Consider the following 18,625-nt stretch of genomic DNA (forward strand, 5'->3'; position numbering starts at 1 on the left):
ACCCTGGGCGCCATCACAGAGGCGCGTGCCGAGGTGCTCTCAGGCCTCACGGCAGGAACGGTGGTCGCGCTGCCCACGGGAAGCACGCAGTTTGCCGACGGCATGGCGGTGCGGGTCAAGTAGGGAAGGCTGTCGTGGTGGATCAAGAGGGGGCCATTGCCGCGAAGACGCCAGAGCTCGAGCCGAGCCCGTGCCGGGCGGACGCCGTTCTCCAGGTCCGTGGCGTGACGAAGCGCTACGTGCTCGAAGACGTCGTGGTAGATGCGCTCCGGGGAGTGGATCTCGAGGTCTGCCGCGGTGAGATGCTCGCCATCATGGGACCTTCGGGCTCGGGCAAGTCGACCCTCATGCACATCGTCGGCCTGCTCGACCATCCCACGACAGGAAGCGTGAACATCGACGGCGAGGATGTCTCGGGGATGTCGGCGAATAGCCTCGCTGCCGTCAGGAATCGGCGCATCGGGTTCGTCTTCCAGTCATTCAACCTGCTCGCACGCACAACCGCGCAGGCCAACGTGGAGCTGCCACTCATCTATGCGGGTCTCTCGGTGGGGGAGCGCAGCAAGCGCGCGAAGGCGGCACTGGAGCGCGTGGGGCTTGGGGACCGGCTCGGCCACATGCCAAACCAGCTTTCGGGCGGACAGCAGCAGCGCGTAGCGATCGCGCGGGCGCTGGTAACCGAGCCGAGCATCGTCTTAGCCGATGAGCCCACGGGCAACCTCGACTCGCGCAGCGGCGTCGAAGTCATGGCGATTCTCCAGGAGCTCAACAGTCAGGGAATCACGGTCGTGATCGTCACGCATGATGCCAGGGTTGCTCGGCATGCCGAGCGGGTGGTGCATGTGGCGGACGGTCGGCTCGTGCTCACCGAGCGCGTCACCGACCGCATCGTCGCGAACGCCGAGATCGCCGAGCTAAACGCAGATGCGTTGCAGGCGAGCGAAGCGGAGAGCCTTTCGGTCAACAGGAAGGCGGGCGCGTGAACCTCTTGGAGAGTTTCCGCATTGCGGTGAGGGCGCTTGGTGCGAACAAGGCGCGTAGCGCGCTCACGATGCTCGGCGTCATCATCGGCGTTGCGGCGGTGATTCTGCTGGTGTCGCTGGGCACCGGGGTGCAGCGCGAGGTCACCGGTCAGATAGAGGGACTGGGCTCCAACCTGCTGTTCGTGTTCCCGGGGAATCTCACGGGAGGCGGAGGCGGGCAGGGTGGAGCGGACATTCAGAAGCAGTTCACGCTCGATGACGCCGACTACCTTCAGTCGAGGTTGGGGGCGCAGGGGACGGTTATTCCGCAACTGCAGGCGGCGGCCTCCATGCGGGCCGGGAATCGTACGCTGAACGCCGCGCTCACAGCGTCAAACGAGAACGTGAAGGATGCCTCGCTGGGCACGCTCGCAAGTGGCCGGTGGTACAGCCGAGGTGAGGTTGTGGGCGCGTCTCGGGTGGTGGTCATCGGAAGCGGTGTTCGGGATCAGCTTCTGCCGGGAGTCAAGGATCCGATCGGCCAGCAGATCAAGGTCAACGGGCAGCCGTTCACGGTCATCGGCCTACTTGAGGCGCGCGGCGGTTCGTTCGCGGGCAACCAGGACAACAACATCTCGATTCCGATAACCACGGCGCAGCAACTGCTGGGGACTGGCGACATCTCTTCGATGCTGGTCAAGACGGTCTCGGCGAACACGGTGGATGCGGTCAAGGCCCAGACCGAGCGCATCTTAAGCCCGCGCTTCGGCGAGCAGTTCACGGTGTTCACGCAGCAGCAGACGCTGAGCATCCTGTCGACGCTGCTGGGGACACTCACGGCGATGCTCGCGGGGCTCGCCGGCATCTCGCTGCTAGTGGGCGGGATCGGCATCATGAACATCATGCTGGTGAGCGTCTCCGAGAGGACGCGCGAGATTGGGATACGCAAGGCGGTGGGAGCGCGGACTTACGACATCCTGAGCCAGTTCGTGATCGAAGCGGTGCTGCTCTCGGCGCTGGGCGGGGTCATCGGGATCGTCGTGGGAGCGGGCGGGGCGCTGGCAATCCATAAGTGGGTGCCCGCGCAGGTGACGCCTTGGGCCGTGGTGCTGGCGTTCGTGTTTTCGGCGGCGGTAGGGGTGTTTTTTGGCGTGTATCCGGCGTACAGGGCTTCTCGGCTTGATCCGATCGAGGCGCTGCGCTACGAGTAGAGCGTGTGAGCCGCGATCAGGACTTGAAGTCCTCGGGATCGACGGCGTCGAGGAACTCGCGGAACGCTTCGAGCTCGGCCTCCTCATCGACGACCTCGCCTGACTCGTCGGGGACGGACACCTCGGAGAAGACATCGTCGGCAACGAAGATGGGTGCGCCTGCGCGGACAGCCAGCGCGATGGAGTCCGACGGGCGGGCATCGATGTACAGCGGGCCGGTGGCGGTCGAAAGTTCGATGGTCGCGAAGAAGGTTCCCTGGTCGAAGCGAACGATCTCGACGCGTTCGACGCCGGCGCCCAGCGTCTCGATCAGGCTCTTCATGAGGTCGTGGGTGAGCGGCCGAGGAAGCTCGATGCCTTCAAGGGCGAGCAGTATTGCGGTCGCCTCCGGGTGGCCGATCCAGATGGGGAGCACCCGATTCTCCCCGGGAGTCTCGTCCTCGAGAGGGCGCAATACTATCACCGGTTGGTTGGAGCCAGAGTCCAATGCGAGGCTCGCTATACGTAGCTGAATCATGGGAGTTCACTTTCACGCGGCGGCCAGTGCGGCGGGCATGTGATGTCGGTTGCTGACCATCATACGCCAACGGCATCACGATTCTTGACCGAGGCATTATCGCTGGTATATGGTATGCGGGCGTTTCACCCGAAAGGGCCCGTAGCTCAGTTGGTTAGAGCGCACGGCTGATAACCGTGAGGTCGATGGTTCGAATCCATCCGGGCCCACCATCACATCAAAGGAGACCTGCTCGCATCTGAGCGGGTTTTTGGTTTCTCATGGGAATTGACAAACGAAAGGCAGCTCGTTACAGAAGTCGTGAGAGCGACGCCATGACTCTCGCTCAGAGTTCGGCAGTGCGAGACATTCTCAGGAAGGCGAACAAGGATTACCTATATTGGGACAAATTCAAGCACATTCCTTTGCCAGGGGTCTTGACCCGGAAGCTGCTTGGTTCGTGCTCAAGCTAGCGAGGGCGTTGGACAGGCACGAAACGCCCGTAGCCGATGTGAATGGTCGCACGTTCTCATACTCGCTCACACCCGAGGTGCTGAGATGTCTTCATGTAATTGACCAGCGTGCTGGCGGTAGTATCACGCTGGAAAGCGGTGGAATCCCCGAAGAGAACCGGAAGCGTTTTCTCGTGAACTCGCTAATGGAAGAGGCAATCGCATCAAGCCAGATAGAGGGGGCAGCAACGACAACGCGGGTTGCCAAGGAAACGGCGCACCTCGAACTCCTCGGGCTCTTCGAGATGTCATGCGGCCGCGCGAATCGATTCACTACGCATCTGCCTGCAGGGTCTCCATATGAGTTCTCTCGATCTCATCGAGGAGTTCCTGCTGCGAATTGATGCCCATCTTCCGGTAGATATGCGCCGTGTGGGTCCGCACCGTGCTTTCGGATAGGAAGAGGTCACGAGCAAGATACGGCGCAGTTCTCCCCTTTGCCAAGAGAAGCAGGATCTCGTTCTCTCGCGTGGTGAGTGCATAGCGTTTGCCGACGATCTTGCAGGAGGATTCGAAGCCGTATTCCGGCTTTGCCGAAAGGGCTTCATCCGTATCACGGTAGCTTCTTGCGAGCGACATGATACTCAGGACAACGAGGAGCACGAATGCCAAGATGACGACAACGGTCCCGATCCAAGCGTGGTATTGCCAAGGGAAGGAGCGGGTGAAGGCGAGCCCAATCGCCCATCCCATCTTGTGCGCAAGAAAACCAGCGGCCAAGACGTAGACTACCTTGGTTCTAGCGTAGATGAGCGGAGCAATCCAAATTGAGAAGAGGATCAATCCCCAAGCCAGATCGAACAGGAGAAGCGAGATCGAGACGACCGGACCCCTGAACACTGTGCCAAGATAGAGGGCACCAAGCGTGATAGGCAAGACAATCGTCTGACAGAGGAAGAAGAGCGATCGTATCCTCAAGTACTTCTGCGCAACGACGAGGCAAGCAGCGGCGAGAATCAGGCCCAGGCCTGAGAAGACCTGTATCAAGACGGAGGCGGCACCACCATCTTGCTGGCTCTGCCATTGGGCATACGCACCCATGAGCACTAGGCTTATGAGGAAGATCCTCCAAATGCTTTGCCTGAGGCGGTGGGGCTCCTTCGCGTCCTTCGCCTCTTCACGGAGCCATGGCCTGACACCTGCGACGAACATACGGTCGCGCTCGGTGGGATCCTCCGCCCTGTTCGCCATGGAGAAGTACAGCGTCACTGCGGAAGCAAGGCAGAAGGCGGAGACCAGCCATCTGGCAACCGCGACGTTGAGGAAGATCAGGAAGATCTGCATGGAGCCTGCGACGAAGATTCCGTAAACGAACGAGTTCACGATCTTCTGTCTATCGAAGGAATAGTGGTATTGCGCAATCACCAGAAGCAGGAAGACGGAGATCTCCATTCCAAGAAAAGAGATGAACACCAGATGCTCGGGAATGGCGACTCCAGAACTTCGGAGCGTGTGGAGGATCATTCCCGCAGTCTGGAGAAGCGCCAACATGATGATCGTCATCTTGTGGCGATACAGGACGACATCTCGCTTCTTTGAGAGAAACATGACGCCAGCGTAGACAAAGAGGTAGAGAATCCCGATAGCGACCACCAGAAAGATCGGTTTCTCGTCGAAGTGCCACAGGCCGGTGTAGCGGACGGACTCCTTCGCCGAGAGGCACAGGCCGAAGCTGACCCAAGCGAGCGCCCACGCTATGTTGCCCTGCCTCTCCATGTACGTGTCTCCCAGCCTCCTCAGTAGCACACCAGCAGGAATCATACCTGCATGCCTGCTGCGATGTCAGTGTCAGCAGACTTTGGCGACACGAAGGACGCGAGCCGATTCTGGTTCATGCTGGCGAATCCGTTCCTCTCCCTAGGATATCCCCGGCTGGTTCCAACACTTCAGCAGAAATCATAGCCGTGGGACTAGCTTGACTCTCCCGAAAAGGCAGCATCGTATCCACAGGATGAGGCCGGTTTTCCCAGTTCCTCGTATGGTCGGCTTGTTCGCGATGTCGTCCAGCGAGTGGGTCATGAGGAGGATAAGGAATCATGTTGGAGAACAAGGAAGCAAGTGGAACGGGCCTCTCCAGAAGGAGCTTTCTGGCAGGTGCAGGGTTGCTGGCGGTCTCGGTCGCAGGCGCCGGCATCGCCGGTTGCTCGGCGAAGCCAGAGGGGGCACAGGTTGCCCATGCTGGCACTTCGGCCAAGAAGAGAGCCGATCGTACGGTAGAAACCGACGTCTTGGTCGTCGGTCTTGGCGCATCCGGGCTCTTAGCCGCATACGGAGCCGCCGCAAAGGGCGCGAAGGTCATCGCCATCGACACTGCCGAGAACATGTCAGGAACAACCAACGTAAGAACTTCCGGCGCTTGGGCCGTGGGATCGGAGCTTCAGAAGAAGGATCCGAGGCCGTTTGGCATACGGGATGCGATGAACCACGTCAACGAGAAGACCAACTACGTGGCCAACCAAAAGGCGATGCGAGCGATCCTCGGCGCGGGAGGAAGAGCGATTGATGCTCTGAGTTCCGCTGGCATGAAGTGGCGCATGGAATACGAGGCGGGGCTTTTCGGCGATCCTGCCACTGCTGAACTTACCGTGCGAGGCATCCATTGGTACGGATTCAAGGGTGATGAGAGAGCGGCGGTCTTCCAGAAACTCGCGGACATGGCAGGCGTCGAGTGCATGTTCAGCACAACTGCCGAAAGCGCTCTGCTTGAGGACGGAAAGCTGGTCGGTGTCCGGTGCTCATCCAAGCGAGAGACCGTTGACATCTTGGCGAAAGCGACCGTGATGGCCGCAGGCGGGTTCCTGTCCAACCCCGAGATGGTTGCCGAGTACTTTGCCGGTGGGGATATCGTCAATATGGGGAGCCAAAACAGCACTGGTGCCGGTATTAGGTTGGCCATCGAGGCAGGTGCGCAAACCGGGATGAACTTCAGCGTTTCAGGTGGGGAGTATGGTGGAGCGAACAAACAGGCCACGCCCACGTTTGCCTTCCGCCCGAACACCGGAACCAACGACGCGATGCGCCTTCCCGTCTTCGGCGGGTTGCTTGTCGACGCAGAAGGCCGCCGTTTCATCGACGAAGGCTTCGCCAACGAGCGCGCAATGTTCGCGGGAGAGTCACTGATCCGCGAGAGGTTCTACTACGCAGTGGCCGATCGGTCCTTCATCGAACGACTCGCAACCGAACCTGTCTCGAACTTCTATGGGGACGAGCGAATGAAGGGCATGTTTGCGGGGATCGTTCTCTCTGAGATCGAGAAGCATTTCGACGAAGCCATCAAACAAGGATGGGCTTTCAAGGCCGATACCATCGAGGCTCTGGCCGCCAAGTTCGGCCAGGATCCGACGAAGTTCGCCGAGACGATCGCCCAGTACAACGAGTATTGCGCCAAGGGTGAGGACAAGTTCTTCTTCAAGGACAAGAAGTTCTTGCAGCCGCTCAGCAGAGCGCCGTATTACATTGTCCAATCACAGGCATCTGGATGGGTCTCGCTCGGCGGAATCAAGACCAACGCGTCTCTCCAGGCGCTCGGCTCTGACGGGCAGCCGGTACCTTCGCTCTTCGTCGCCGGTGCCGATGCGGATATCTTCACTACACCCCTCTACCTGACCGCCTCGGAGAACGGGTTCTCGCTTGCAAGTGGCTTAGTCGCGGGGGAGGCAGCCGCCGATAGCGTCTAGGCCACGTGCCATCAACATCGAGGGCTGAGTCTGTCGCTCAGGACTGGTCTGAATAGCGATTGGCGCAAGCCGACCGAAGAAACAGAGGCCGAGGTGGCTTGACGCCGCCTCGGCCTCCGACATGTGCGCGGGGCGGAGAGTCCCCTGCGCACTTGGCAGTAGAAGCCGCTTGCTCAGGGCAAGGGTGTCCGCTGCGAGGCCGGAATCTGAAGGAAGTCTGAGGCAGAATCCCGAGCCGACGAACAGAAACCGCATATGAGAGTGGACAGGGGTTGATGAGTTTGCATGCCAGCAGGCTGCCAGAAGCGCCGAAAACGCTACCGCGCCTACGATTCACGCGGAAGACTCTCAGGTAAGAGGCACATTTCCGAACAGCCGCCCGAGGTCGAGAGCCGAGAAGTGATGGGGCACTGGGAGATCGACACGGTCAAGGGAGACAGTCAAGGGAGGCACACTGTGGTGACGATGGTGGAGCGAAAGACGGGCTATCTGGTGATGGGAAAGCTCGAGCGCCACACGGCCGCCGAGGCGACAGTTTGCACCATCGAGTTGATCAAGCGACACACCAACAGAGTCGCAACTGTGACCGCCGACAACGGTACCGAATTCCACGGCTATCGCGACATCGAGGCCGCGACCGGAGTGCCGTTCTACTTCGCCACACCGCATCACTCCTGGGAGCGCGGAACCAACGAAAACACGAACGGACTCATCCGCCAATACCTGCCGAAAAGACAGGGCATGGCCCACGTGAACGGGGAAACCTGCGAGGAAGTCATGCGCAAACTCAACACCCGGCCGAGGAAGCGGCTGGGCTATCGAACACCGGAGGAATGCTTTGCCGAAGCCAGGTAGACGGGAACATCCGCGTCAGAGCAAGCGTTGCACTTCGCACTTGAACTCAGGCCGTCCAGCTTCTGGGGTCTAGTCCAAAACCGACCCATTCTCTATTACTGCAGCCCTTCTCGTCCACAGGGAGGCCTCATCACCACGCCGATCCCGAGATTCAGCAGACATCTGTAGGAAGTGCAACTAGTTCAACCCGTTGCCACCGGCTAATGCTTCAGTCTCTAGAAGCCTTGCCACCTGCTCCTCCGAGGGCGGCGTGCGAAAGCTGCATGGTACCAGCCTTCCAAGTGGCTGCGGCTCTGAACTCTTCCCACAGGGATTGGCGCAGATCAACCCCGCATGCTCACAGCGCGCCGGAATGGGCAGGCGGCGCTCGGGCAACTCGGCACCACATTTCTTGCACACACCGAACTCCCCCCTGTCGGGGAAGTTCGCCGTGTCGCACTGCACGCAGAGCAACGGCTTCTCCTTGGGTGGACGACATCTGCCACAGTAGGGATTGCAGACATGACCGTAGCCCATAGAACCCATAACACGTCCTCCAGTGAAACGCACTATCTTGTTCCGGCTCGGAACAAGAGCCTCAATCGCATCACACTAAGTGCGCGCGTGGACCTCCGTCAACTCCATCTACGTCGTGGGAAGCATCACAGGTCGCCACAACCCACTGTCAGAAAGGAATCCGCAATGCCGATGATAGTCCGTGTCAAGCAGGGTGTCCTCGAACTCAAGGTCCCGGATTCGCCTTCTTTGGCCCAGATCGATCTGTCTGTCGAGGAAGCGATGAGGAACCTGCAGCGCAGGGGCCTTCGCCTTGGCCTGTGCGGATGTCGAGCGAAAGCTGCTCGAAGATCGCTCTTGTCCTCTCTGCGGCGACAGGGCCATGATCGACGGTGGACACAAGGCGAATCACGATGCTCGCCGGAACGGTCAGTGTTCCCGCAAGGCGGCTTCGTTGTACGGGATGCGGTAACGTGTTCGCGCCCCCGTCGGCCGTCTGCCCAAGGACCGATACACCGCGCCCCTCGTGGAACGCGCGCTGCGTCTTGCCACCGAGATAGGCTGCGCGAAGTCCTCCGCGATGCCGCACCACCTCGCCGGTGCTCAGATCAGCCATGAGCAGATCGCCTGGCGCTTGAGGAGGAGAAACACATCGGAGGTGAGCTCACGGGGGAGACAACCGCCCTCTTCTCCCGTGGAATCTTCCCCAACGGCTGCGTAACCCGGGGAAAGGATGACACGCTGGTGATCGCTATTAACGGCGGCTTGTCGCCCACCGTGCGACAAGAGAGACGTTTGATGCCGCGCGCCGAGGTCGTGTGGTGCGGATGTGCCGAGATCTCGCATGACAGGAGGATGCTGCTTTCGCGACGGGCGCACGTCGGGATCGAGGGCATGACCGAGTTCGCGAGGAAGATGAGCACACTGGCGATCAAGTCCGGCATGACCCAGAGAGCGCCGGGCACCCCAGATGCCAAACTCGATCCCGGTACTCATCGAACATCGGATCGTCGCCTGGGCACTCGGCAATCCCGGGCAGGGACCGGCTAGGATCTCTTCAGAACTGGCCCGCGAGAAGAACGGAGGCTTCGGAGTCTCCGCCAACGGCGCCTACCGCATGCTCCGTCGTCACGGCCTCCACGCGCGGGCCTTGCGAAACGGCCTTCTCGCCGGCTACGCGGCACTTCCCGAGCCGATGCGCGACTGAAGAATCCGAGCGTCACATCGAGGGCGACCATTCCGGTGAGATCGTACAGTTCGACTGCCTCTGTGTGGACGTCTCTCCGGTACGAAGGGCGTCGTGCGGCAGTATGCGGCGATCGATGCCGAGATCGCACGACTCAGAGCGACGCACACCCTGATCCGTCCGGGTCGTCCGCAATTCAACGGCTTCGTCGAGCGGTTGCAGCGCACCATCCTCGAGGAGTGCTGGAAACCGGCGTTCGCACGCTATCTGGTCCGAAGTACATGGGTCTCCAGCGCGAACTGGAGCGCTACCTTCAGGTCTACAACTACGACCGGGCGCACAACGGACGCCCGGCAAAAAGGTCAGACGCCCGTACAAGTGCTCGGTGCCGCTAAGATCTGGAGGTGGCAGACAAGATGTGTCGGCACATCTCCGAATCAGTACAGACCAGTCTCCTCGGCGCCTTGCTGATGCCGCGACATCCTTTCAACGAACGAATCATGCCTGAGGCATTAGGGCCGTCTCGCGTGGACTACTCCCTTTCGAAATACCCCTCTGAAGAGAATCACGCCTCGCTGCCGATGCGAAACAGACCTGCTGTTCGAAAGAATGGCGGTGGCTTGGCAGCATGACGGAATTCTCGAAGGTCCTCATCTCCTGCTAGGGGCCGTGTCTGTGTCTTGGAAGGAGAGGTGAATCCATATTCCTACGATGCAGCCAGCGAAGGAAATCCGAAGGGCGGCGTGTGGAGAGTAGCTATCGGTTGTGCACGTGTACGCATGGGTATGAGGTTCCATCTAAGGAGGGCTTTGTATGGAAGAAGTGTTTCCCGCCAGACAAACGCGAAGTCTGCGACTCACTGTCCCTGGTTACGCTTGGGTACTTCTTGCTGTCGTGTTCTTGGCCGGGGTTACCGCACCGGCTAACATGTCCAAGGTCATGGTACTTGCTCCTGTATTGATGCAGGAGTTCGGTATCGGCGTGTCCCAAGTCGGTTACTTGATCGCCGGGTTCTATCTCCTCGGGTTTGTCTTGGCATTTCCAGCCGCTGCGATTGCCAATCGTTGGGGAGTCAAGGTCACGATTCTTGCTGCGGTGGGGGTGGGGGTTGTCGGCTCCCTGCTCGGCGCGCTGTCAACCGGCCTAGGTTTGCTTCTGGTCAGCCGCGTCCTAGAAGGTGCCGGTTTTGCCATGATGGGCGTAGCGGGTCCTTCGGCCATTTCCCCTTGGTTCCCAAAGGAAAGGCGTGGGACGGCCCTGGGGATTTGGGGTGCTTGGGCTGCAACGGCGATGGTCATCTGCCCGACTCTCTGGGCGTGGATCTACTCGGTTGCCGCATGGCGAACCGTTTGGTGGGCTACCTTCGCCTTTGACCTACTCGTATTCATTCTCGTCATGCTCTTCGTCAAACAGCCGGATTTCTATTATGAAGGCGAAGAGGAGGCACACCTTGAGCAGAAGACCAAGATCTCTGACGTCTTCAAGGTCAGATCCGTTGTGTTGCTCGGACTGATATTCTTGTTCGGCGAACTCGCATTCATGAGCATGAACGGCTTTCTTGTTACCTACCTCAATACCCAAGTCGGACTGCCCTTGAGTCTGGCTTCGCTGATGATGAGCGTCTGTGCCCTAGTCGGCGTCATTGGCTCAGTCTTGGCGGGAATGATCTCCGACAAGCTCAAGACTCGCAAGTGGGTTCTCATGTTTGCCATTGTCACAGGTATCGTCTTCTCCGCAGCCATCTTCAGCACTCACAACGTCACGGCACTCTGGATATGGATCATCATCGGTGGAGTCGCCGGTGCAGGTGTGCCGGCCGTGCTATGGGCTGCCGTTCCAGGTCTCGTAAGGCCCTCCCAAGTGGCAAACGCTGTGGCGGTCAATGCGTTCTCTCAGAACGTAGGGATGTTCATTGGGGCGACCGCAATCGGAACCGTCATCGCCTCCCTTGGCTGGAGTGCCGCAGGATACTTCATATTGGCGCCGTGCTATGTCATTTGCGCGATCCTCCTGCTCTTTACCGGGAAGCAACTGCGCTAAATGCCGTTGAGCTTCGTGCATGGAGCCAAACGCAGGAGGCTTGCCGGCAATCATGCGGTCTTGTGTGTCGCGGGCGAGACTCGATAGGGATTAGCCAATACGGGATCGATAAGGTCCGGCCAGAGTCTGGATAGAAGGCCAGACGCGCTGGAATCGCATAGCGACTATCGAAGAAGAGCAAAAGGAGCTGGCCAAATGGAATTTAAGAACGACATCGGAAAGCCATGGCGCTTTGAAGAGGGAGACTACACGGTCACTAGGTCGTCGGTATGGTCTCCCCCTGGGTGTCACCCGACCAGCTGTGGTGTGAAGTTCTACGTCAACAGCGACGGTATCCTCAAGAAAGTGGAAGGGGACGAGAACAATCCTATAACAAACGGTCGTCTCTGCCCGCGCTGCTTGGCTCTGAAGGATTACATCTACAATCCGTCACGTGTCATCAATCCAATGAAACGCGACCCAGAAGATCGCGGCAAGGATAAATGGGAACGCATTTCTTGGGACGAAGCTTACGATCTCATTGCTGAGAAGACCGCCTATTTCAAGGAGAAGTATGGCCCGGAGAGCATAGTCGCTTTTTCCGGTACCGGTCGTGACGGCGGCATCATGATTCAGAGTTATGCGCATCGTATGCTCGGCACGCCAAATGGTTGTTACACACAATCAGGCTATGCCTGCTACATCCCGCGCGTAGCGGGGACCTCCTACGTGCTCGGCGCCGCATACCCGGAGATGGACTACGCTGGCGGCCTGCCCGGGCGGTACGATGATCCTGCCTTCCAACTCCCCGAAGTCATCGTGGTTTGGGGTAAAGAGCCACTACCTTCTAACGGCGACGGGTTGTTCGGACATGCAGTAATCGACATGATGCGACGCGGAAGCAAGCTCATATCCATCGACCCGCGTCTCAATTGGCTGTCCACAAGGGCTTCCCTGCGTCTACCTCTGCGCCCCGGCACGGACGCCGCTCTGGCTATGGCGATGCTGAACATCATCATCACAGAAGGTCTCTATGACCACGATTTCGTCGACAAGTGGTGCTACGGCTTCGACGAGTTCACCGAGCGCGTGAAAACCATGTCTCCTGAGAAAGCGGCAGAAATCTGTAACCTCGATGTTGACGACATCTACGCGGTCGCTCGCATGTACGCGAAGGCGAAGCCAGCACAGATTGCTTGGGGCCTTGCCGTCGACCAGAACCCCAATGGCGTCCAGGTGGGGCACGGAATTCTCGCCCTTATGGCCATCACAGGGAATCTCGATCGTCCGGGCGGGCAGATTCTCGGCACCCCCTTCACTGAGGAGGCGACTCTTCCCCAGGTCGGCTGGAACGCGATGAGTGAGGAACTCCAATCCAAGATACTCGGCCTAAAGGAGTATCCGGCATATGTGAGTCTGATTCTCAACGCCCATGCGGATCTCATGCTTGAGACCCTTGAAACCGACAAGCCCTACCCGATAAAGATGGGCTACATCTCGTCAACCAACATCCTCGCTCCGACAAATTCGGCGCAGCCCAAGCGTTGGCATGATGCGCTCCTGCGGCTGGAGTGGACATTCGCTACCGATTGCTTCATCACTCCGACCATTCAGGCTGCAGCGGATCTCTTCCTGCCGTTATCAACGGTTGCCGAGCATGATGGTGTCACTTTCACCCATTACGACCAGACTCCCATCACGGTCGGCGCCATGTCCAAGGCGATCACTGTGGGCGAATGCAAGAGTGACCACGAAATCATCTTCGAGCTTGGCAAGAAGCTCATGCCAGAACTGTGGGACATGTACGCAGACATCGATGAGTTTATCAACGATGAGCGTCTCAGGGGCCATCCCGTGAACTTCGAGCAGCTGCGCAAAGAGGTCGTCCGTCAGAAACCTGTTGAGTACTACAAGTACCTGTCAGGGCACCAGCGAACAGACGGTCAGTTAGGCTTCCTCACGCCCACCGGTCGTGTTGAGCTCTACTCGACCATGTTCGAACAGTTCGGCGATGATCCACTGCCGTACTTCTCAGAGCCGCCCTATAGCCCTGTCTCTACGCCGGATACTTTCAAGGAGTATCCATTCATTCTGACTACTGGCGCTCGTACCTATGCGTTCTTCCACTCAGAGCATCGCCAGATCCCGCGTCTGCGCGAGCTCAATCCCAATCCGCTGCTCGAGATCAATCCGGCGGACGCCGACAAGCTCGGTATCACCGACGGACAGTGGGTTGAGATCGCCAATCAGTTCGGGAAAGCCAAGCTCAAGGCGAAAGTCTGTGAGATCGTAAAACCCGGCGTCGTTCATGCCCAGCATGGTTGGTGGTTCCCTGAAGAAGACGCGGAGGAACCGAGCCTCTTTGGAGTCTGGAAAAGCAACATAAACGAACTCGTGCCGCACAAGCACGTCGGCAGGATGGGCTTCGGAGCCCCCTACAAGTGCAACATCTGCAAGATCACTCCGCTCGCGGAGAATCTCGATTCGGACATGAGCTACATTTGGGATAAATTCGGAAAGCTGGTGATGTAAGTGACGCGCAATGGTCTCTTGATTGACTACGAGTTCTGTACCGGTTGCCAGTCTTGTGAGGTTGCCTGCAAGGAAGAGCACGATTTCCCAGTAGGGAAATGGGGCATTAGGGTCTATGACGAGGGCCCGTGGCAGGTTGACGAGAAGACATGGAACTGGAACAAGATTCCTGTTCCCACAACCCTCTGCGATCTCTGTGAAGACCGTGTAGCGGAGGGCAAGAAGCCGACGTGCGTCCATCATTGTCTTGCCGCTGTTATGAAGTTTGGTCCGCTCGACGAACTTGTTGAAGATCTCGACGCGAAGCCACGCCAAGTTCTGTTTGTACCTCGGTAGTTGTGCTGCTGCCTTGCCGAGCACTAGCTCGGCAAGGCAGCAGTTCGTCAAGCTTGTTGGGCCAAGTCCGAAACTGGCGTTGGATTGGAAATGGAGCCATGCAAGAACGAATGCGTTTCTGGATCAACTACAAGGGGATGTTTCCAGACGGTACCGTCTTCGATGATAACGAAGACGGAGAACCACTTGAGGTTCTTATAGGAGCACGTCATTCTGTGATGGAGCCGCTCGAAAACACCGTTCGTCAGATGAATATCGGAGAGGAGCGCATCGTAGAGATTCCGTGTGAACTGGCATACGGCAAGTATGATCGCGATGGTGTAAAGAGAATCCAGAAGTACTTGGTGCCAAATGCGGACAGACTTGAAGCCGGGATGAGTATTCAGTGGACCAGCACCAACAGTATTGAACCGATCCATGTCAGGGTTGTTCATGTTGATGATTTCGTGGTTGAACTCGATTTCAACCATCCACTCGCTGGGAAAGATTTGGTCTATTGGGTGAAAGTGGTCGATATTCTTGATTGATTATCCGCTCTATATTTGCGAGGAGAGTAAGCGCACGTATTTTGGGCCAACAGTCGTGAAGACGGAAGCCAAATGCCCCGCATATGGTGTTCTACGAGGTGGGAGAGAAGACCTGCAAGGCATGCGGGACTGAACTCACGGGAAACAGCCGCAGTCGAGCATCTCGTTCACTAGGCCCGCGATCGGGCTCGTGCCCGCGGTCCGGCTCACCACAATTCCGTCGAAACAGTCGATCACCGGCGAAAGATGGACCGTCCCTGCGGAAATCCGGAACTCAGTGAGGTCGGTGAGCCATTTGAGGTTTGGCGCGCCGGCATGGAAATCCCGCTTCAGAAGGTTGTGGGGGGCCGGACTTGTCTCGCCTCTGTAGGAGATGTAGCCGCGCCTTCTCTTGACCGGGACGATCATTCCTTGGACATGATGCGCCTCACGACCTTCTCGGAGATCTTCAGACCTTCGCGTCCAAGCAGTGAATGCATGCGGCGGAAGCCGTAGCAGCAGCCGTTCCCGTCGAAGAGCCTCGCGATCAGACAGCTCACCTCGGCGTATTTGTCCTCGCGGCGCAGCGCGAGGCGGCAATAGAAGTAGCTGCTCTTCAAGATGCCTAGGCATGCTCGGGGCTCGATGAGTCTACAGGCCGGCCTCAGGGCGTCGATCAGAAGAGTCTTCTCCATGTTCGCCAGAGATTACCCGGATCGGCGCCCGGATCTTCTCATACTATCTTGTGACCGTGCCTTAGAGAATGTAGCGTTCCATCTGGCGGCGGATCTGCTCCCTAAACGATTCGACTTTCGACTCCAAGGCATCCTTGCCATCAGGAAGGTCGGCGTTTCCGCGTGTTGCGTCCATGCGGGACAGGCCCCCTCTCCAAGCAGTGCGTTTCTCCACTTGTAGAGCACCGCTCTGGTCACCCCGACGGCAGTGGCGACTTCCCTGGCACTCTCCTGTCTGAAGCAGAGCGCCATCACGGTCTCTTACTTCTCCTCTGGGGAGAAGCGTACTCGGCCGCGGCGCCGGATCAACGTGTTTGGCGCGGTCTCGTCAATCCACTTTGCGAGTGTGTCAACGCCCGGATACCAGAATTCCCTGACGGGCGCCCGGCAAAAAGGTCAGACGCCCGTACAAGTGCTCGTTGCCGCTAAGATTTGGTGGCAGACAAGATGTGTCGGCACATCTCCGAATCAGTACACCCTAGACTCGAGCTGCTACTTCGCGGTCGAGTCGATGCTCTTGCGCTCTTGGGCATGGCGCGCGGTAAGGTCTCGACAATCTCAAGATCGCGTCCGGGAGATACCCGAGGGACCTGACCGCTTCGAGCACAAACCCCCTCATGGCGCCTCTGTCGCGCACGACGTCAGTAGTGACCGGCGACCCGTCCCGAGGCAATGAGCCATAGAAGGCGGATACCAGCGAAGGGACCCCAATTCTAAACCGGTATTGGCTCGATCAACGCTCTTCGACGGTAATATCGTGAATCACAGAGATAGTGCAATGTGTGCACACTTCGCACACCAAGTATTACTGACATTACGAATCAACAGCTTCTATGATGTCAAGAAGTTGCTGACGAGAACTCAAGTTCATCTTCTGATAGATATGATAGATGTGTGTCTTAACGGTATGATACGACAGGTGAAGACTCTGACTGATATATTCAGCATTACGCCCCTTGGCCAAGAAATACAGAATCTCACTCTCTCTCGGAGAAAGACCATAGCGGTTTGCAGCAGTCTCACATCCCTGTTTCCACTTCCCTGACTCATGTTTGTTCCATTTCTTGGAATCTTCAACACAGGAATCATCGATTGTATAAGCTTTATCAGGCAATCTAGGTTGAGTTGTTATGACAATCGCCAAGGCGACGACGATGAGAAGAGAAGACGCTGACATGAGCTCGGCGTCGGGCGTCCCGCTTCTGAAGACAAGCGCACCAAGAAGCCACCCAAGACTCTGTCCCAGGGTCATCGGAATTCGTCCATGCCCGAAGAAGGAATATGGAGAGAGCGAGAAATGGTTAGTGAGTTTCGTCAGGGTATTCCAGTTCGAAATATCAAAGGCATATACTAATACGATGACAAGAAACAACAAAGACAGACAGACTAGTGTGCTATATGAATTGGGATATATAATGTTAAGAGAAGTTACTAGAATTCCAGAGATCACAAACGGGAATGCCATTCTTAGCAGAGTCTCAGGATAGATAGACACTGAGTGTATTCGACGTTCCACGATAATAATAAGCGCTGAAAAAATAGATGCAGTAGCTACAGAGATAGTGAAACCAAATCTATGAGATACGAGAAACCCCGATAGTAAACAACAGACAAATCCAAGAGTAATACCACTTACCGCAATCGGAATATCTTGTGGCCATAGAGGAATCTGTTTGGTAAGTGCTGGACTCTCGGTGAAATCAGATTGGCGAAAGCCGCTGGTAGTGAGGAATAGCGCCCCTAGGGAGAAGAAAGGCATAAGCATGATGACGACGAAGTTGACGGGAGGAGCCATCGCGGCCGTTCCAACAATGGCGAATGCCGAGGCGATAACAGCAAGCGGCACGATTTCTTCAAGGAACCTCGACTTTGTTCGACCGAAATAGCGTGCCCAAGAGAGCGTCGCATAAGCAAATGAGATCCCAAAGAAGGCCCAGCTCATGATTTCTAGGGATAGGGGAACCTCTGTCCCGACACTGGTTGCGAAAGCGGCTATCGGAAGAGCCATCTGGGGAACAAGTGCCATTGCGGCCACAGATGGCGAGGTGAGCTTCCGGGAGAAGCTATCACCGCATAGCGTTGCAAGAAACAGAACAAGGGCTGCACAGCCAAAAGCAACAGCTCGCGCGAACAAGCCGACGTACATTTCGCCGATACTGCCCCGCATAGAGAGCGAGCCGTAGACACACGAGGCGCCCCACGCGACGAAGAGGGCGAACCCTAGCACTCCGGACAACGTCGGGGTGTCGAACTCATCTCGGGGGCTTCCTTCTGAGAGAACGATGTCTACCGCCACGAGGGCCTCCTTTCCGGACAGACGTTCGCAGAGTGTCAGCAGCTATTGGCATTCGCCACACAGAAGAGTGCAGCCAGTGCTGAGTTCGGTTCGCACGCTCGATTATAGCGCGTGCCCACGTGGTCGCACCAAGTGGCAAATCGCTGGATGGACTTGGCCCGTACGGAAAGCTCTCCGACTACCTGCACGGGCCGAAAGTCGTTCACAGACTCGATCCGTGGCACCTGAATCGGAAGATCGGGCGCGCCTTCCCGGACCCGCAAGACTCCAGCCTGCTCTTTGATCTGCTCCACGAGGGCAATATCGACGAACTGCTCGACGTGCCCCGTTTGCGGCTTGAGACTGATTACGGCGACGAGGGAAAGACGCGCGAGCTTCTCGGCTACATCGAGAACAACCGCATCGCGATCAAGGTGGCTGCTCCTTCGATGGAAACGATGGAGGGCACGAACGCGCATCTCTACGCCGAGAAGATGATGGTGTGGGGCGGAGCCTGGTCGAGGAAGAGAGCAGGCGACACGGATCGCATCAGAGCCGTGCTCTTCTCAGGAGAGCGTCTGTCGATGCCGCAAAGAGAGCCGACGTTTTCCGGAAAGGACCGCAAGCGACGCGAGCACGTCTTAGAGAAGATGAGATACGAGTTTGGCTACGAGGGGGTACGATTTCCGACAGGCCAGGTGTTCCGCGCGATTTTCAATCCCCTCAACTGAGAGTAGACCCTCCGAATTCTCACGCAGACATCAAGCACGCCGAGCTGGGCTTTCGCGACACAAAGGTTTACAATCAGCAGTAATAGACCCCCCCGCGT

General features: G+C 57.8%; 17 protein-coding genes and 1 tRNA gene. 12 read left to right on the forward strand and 6 right to left on the reverse strand.

Annotated elements, in window-relative coordinates:
• Positions 1-155: 155 nt before the first annotated feature.
• Both HGA39_06305 and HGA39_06310 read left to right on the forward strand, forming a co-directional pair.
• The gene (locus tag HGA39_06305; protein NTW28956.1) at positions 156-983 is read left to right on the forward strand and encodes an ABC transporter ATP-binding protein; all 828 of its coding nucleotides are present in this window, start codon (positions 156-158) and stop codon (positions 981-983) included.
• Positions 980-2,173 carry an FtsX-like permease family protein gene (locus HGA39_06310; GenBank protein ID NTW28957.1) on the forward strand — a complete coding sequence of 398 codons (1,194 nt, stop codon included), beginning with the start codon at positions 980-982 and terminating at the stop codon, positions 2,171-2,173. The genes HGA39_06305 and HGA39_06310 overlap by 4 nt, the downstream gene beginning before the upstream one ends.
• A 16-nt stretch (positions 2,174-2,189) precedes the next feature.
• Here HGA39_06310 and HGA39_06315 read toward each other — a convergent pair whose 3' ends face one another.
• Positions 2,190-2,690 (reverse strand): bifunctional nuclease family protein, encoded by a 501-nt coding sequence (locus HGA39_06315; protein ID NTW28958.1) that lies wholly within the window; start codon positions 2,688-2,690, stop codon positions 2,190-2,192.
• 135 nt (positions 2,691-2,825) lie between these two features.
• Between HGA39_06315 and HGA39_06320 the strand changes: the two genes are divergently transcribed.
• Positions 2,826-2,902, forward strand: a tRNA-Ile gene (locus HGA39_06320).
• 552 nt (positions 2,903-3,454) lie between these two features.
• Here HGA39_06320 and HGA39_06325 read toward each other — a convergent pair.
• Positions 3,455-4,897: a helix-turn-helix transcriptional regulator gene (locus HGA39_06325; protein NTW28959.1), complete on the reverse strand. Its 1,443-nt coding sequence runs from the start codon at positions 4,895-4,897 to the stop codon at positions 3,455-3,457.
• Positions 4,898-5,217: 320 nt separating this feature from the next.
• On the opposite strand from HGA39_06325, the gene HGA39_06330 reads away from it, so the two are divergent.
• Both HGA39_06330 and HGA39_06335 read left to right on the forward strand, forming a co-directional pair.
• Complete coding sequence (locus HGA39_06330; protein ID NTW28960.1) at positions 5,218-6,858, forward strand: FAD-binding protein; 1,641 nt, start codon at positions 5,218-5,220, stop codon at positions 6,856-6,858.
• Between the two features lie 285 nt (positions 6,859-7,143).
• Positions 7,144-7,713, forward strand: coding sequence for an IS30 family transposase (locus HGA39_06335; GenBank protein ID NTW28961.1), 570 nt, complete (start codon positions 7,144-7,146; stop codon positions 7,711-7,713).
• A 721-nt stretch (positions 7,714-8,434) separates the two neighbouring features.
• On the opposite strand, the gene HGA39_06340 is transcribed toward HGA39_06335, so the two are convergent.
• Positions 8,435-8,824, reverse strand: coding sequence for a hypothetical protein (locus tag HGA39_06340; GenBank protein ID NTW28962.1), 390 nt, complete (start codon positions 8,822-8,824; stop codon positions 8,435-8,437).
• 354 nt (positions 8,825-9,178) lie between these two features.
• Here HGA39_06340 and HGA39_06345 point away from each other — a divergent pair, with 354 nt between their 5' ends.
• From HGA39_06345 to HGA39_06370, 6 genes are all read left to right on the forward strand, one after another.
• On the forward strand, positions 9,179-9,415 hold the full coding sequence (locus HGA39_06345) for a hypothetical protein (GenBank protein NTW28963.1): 237 nt from the start codon (positions 9,179-9,181) through the stop codon (positions 9,413-9,415).
• Between the two features lie 93 nt (positions 9,416-9,508).
• On the forward strand, positions 9,509-9,865 hold the full coding sequence (locus HGA39_06350) for a transposase (GenBank protein ID NTW28964.1): 357 nt from the start codon (positions 9,509-9,511) through the stop codon (positions 9,863-9,865).
• 342 nt (positions 9,866-10,207) lie between these two features.
• Positions 10,208-11,434 carry an MFS transporter gene (locus HGA39_06355; GenBank protein ID NTW28965.1) on the forward strand — a complete coding sequence of 409 codons (1,227 nt, stop codon included), beginning with the start codon at positions 10,208-10,210 and terminating at the stop codon, positions 11,432-11,434.
• 195 nt (positions 11,435-11,629) lie between these two features.
• Positions 11,630-13,945, forward strand: coding sequence for a molybdopterin-dependent oxidoreductase (locus HGA39_06360; protein ID NTW28966.1), 2,316 nt, complete (start codon positions 11,630-11,632; stop codon positions 13,943-13,945).
• Positions 13,946-14,281 (forward strand): oxidoreductase, encoded by a 336-nt coding sequence (locus HGA39_06365; GenBank protein ID NTW28967.1) that lies wholly within the window; start codon positions 13,946-13,948, stop codon positions 14,279-14,281.
• Positions 14,282-14,379: 98 nt separating this feature from the next.
• Positions 14,380-14,808, forward strand: coding sequence for a hypothetical protein (locus HGA39_06370; protein NTW28968.1), 429 nt, complete (start codon positions 14,380-14,382; stop codon positions 14,806-14,808).
• A 135-nt stretch (positions 14,809-14,943) separates the two neighbouring features.
• On the opposite strand, the gene HGA39_06375 is transcribed toward HGA39_06370, so the two are convergent.
• The 3 genes from HGA39_06375 to HGA39_06385 all read right to left on the reverse strand — a co-directional run bounded on the left by HGA39_06375 (position 14,944) and on the right by HGA39_06385 (position 17,817).
• Complete coding sequence (locus tag HGA39_06375; GenBank protein ID NTW28969.1) at positions 14,944-15,216, reverse strand: hypothetical protein; 273 nt, start codon at positions 15,214-15,216, stop codon at positions 14,944-14,946.
• The gene (locus HGA39_06380; GenBank protein ID NTW28970.1) at positions 15,213-15,482 is read right to left on the reverse strand and encodes an IS3 family transposase; all 270 of its coding nucleotides are present in this window, start codon (positions 15,480-15,482) and stop codon (positions 15,213-15,215) included. The genes HGA39_06375 and HGA39_06380 overlap by 4 nt, the downstream gene beginning before the upstream one ends.
• Before the next feature lie 853 nt (positions 15,483-16,335).
• Positions 16,336-17,817 (reverse strand): helix-turn-helix transcriptional regulator, encoded by a 1,482-nt coding sequence (locus tag HGA39_06385; protein ID NTW28971.1) that lies wholly within the window; start codon positions 17,815-17,817, stop codon positions 16,336-16,338.
• 119 nt (positions 17,818-17,936) lie between these two features.
• On the opposite strand from HGA39_06385, the gene HGA39_06390 reads away from it, so the two are divergent.
• Positions 17,937-18,527 carry a hypothetical protein gene (locus HGA39_06390; GenBank protein ID NTW28972.1) on the forward strand — a complete coding sequence of 197 codons (591 nt, stop codon included), beginning with the start codon at positions 17,937-17,939 and terminating at the stop codon, positions 18,525-18,527.
• Positions 18,528-18,625: the final 98 nt, after the last annotated feature.

It is taken from the genome of Coriobacteriia bacterium (assembly GCA_013336165.1).
Taxonomy (GTDB): Bacteria; Actinomycetota; Coriobacteriia; order Anaerosomatales; family JAAXUF01; genus JAAXUF01.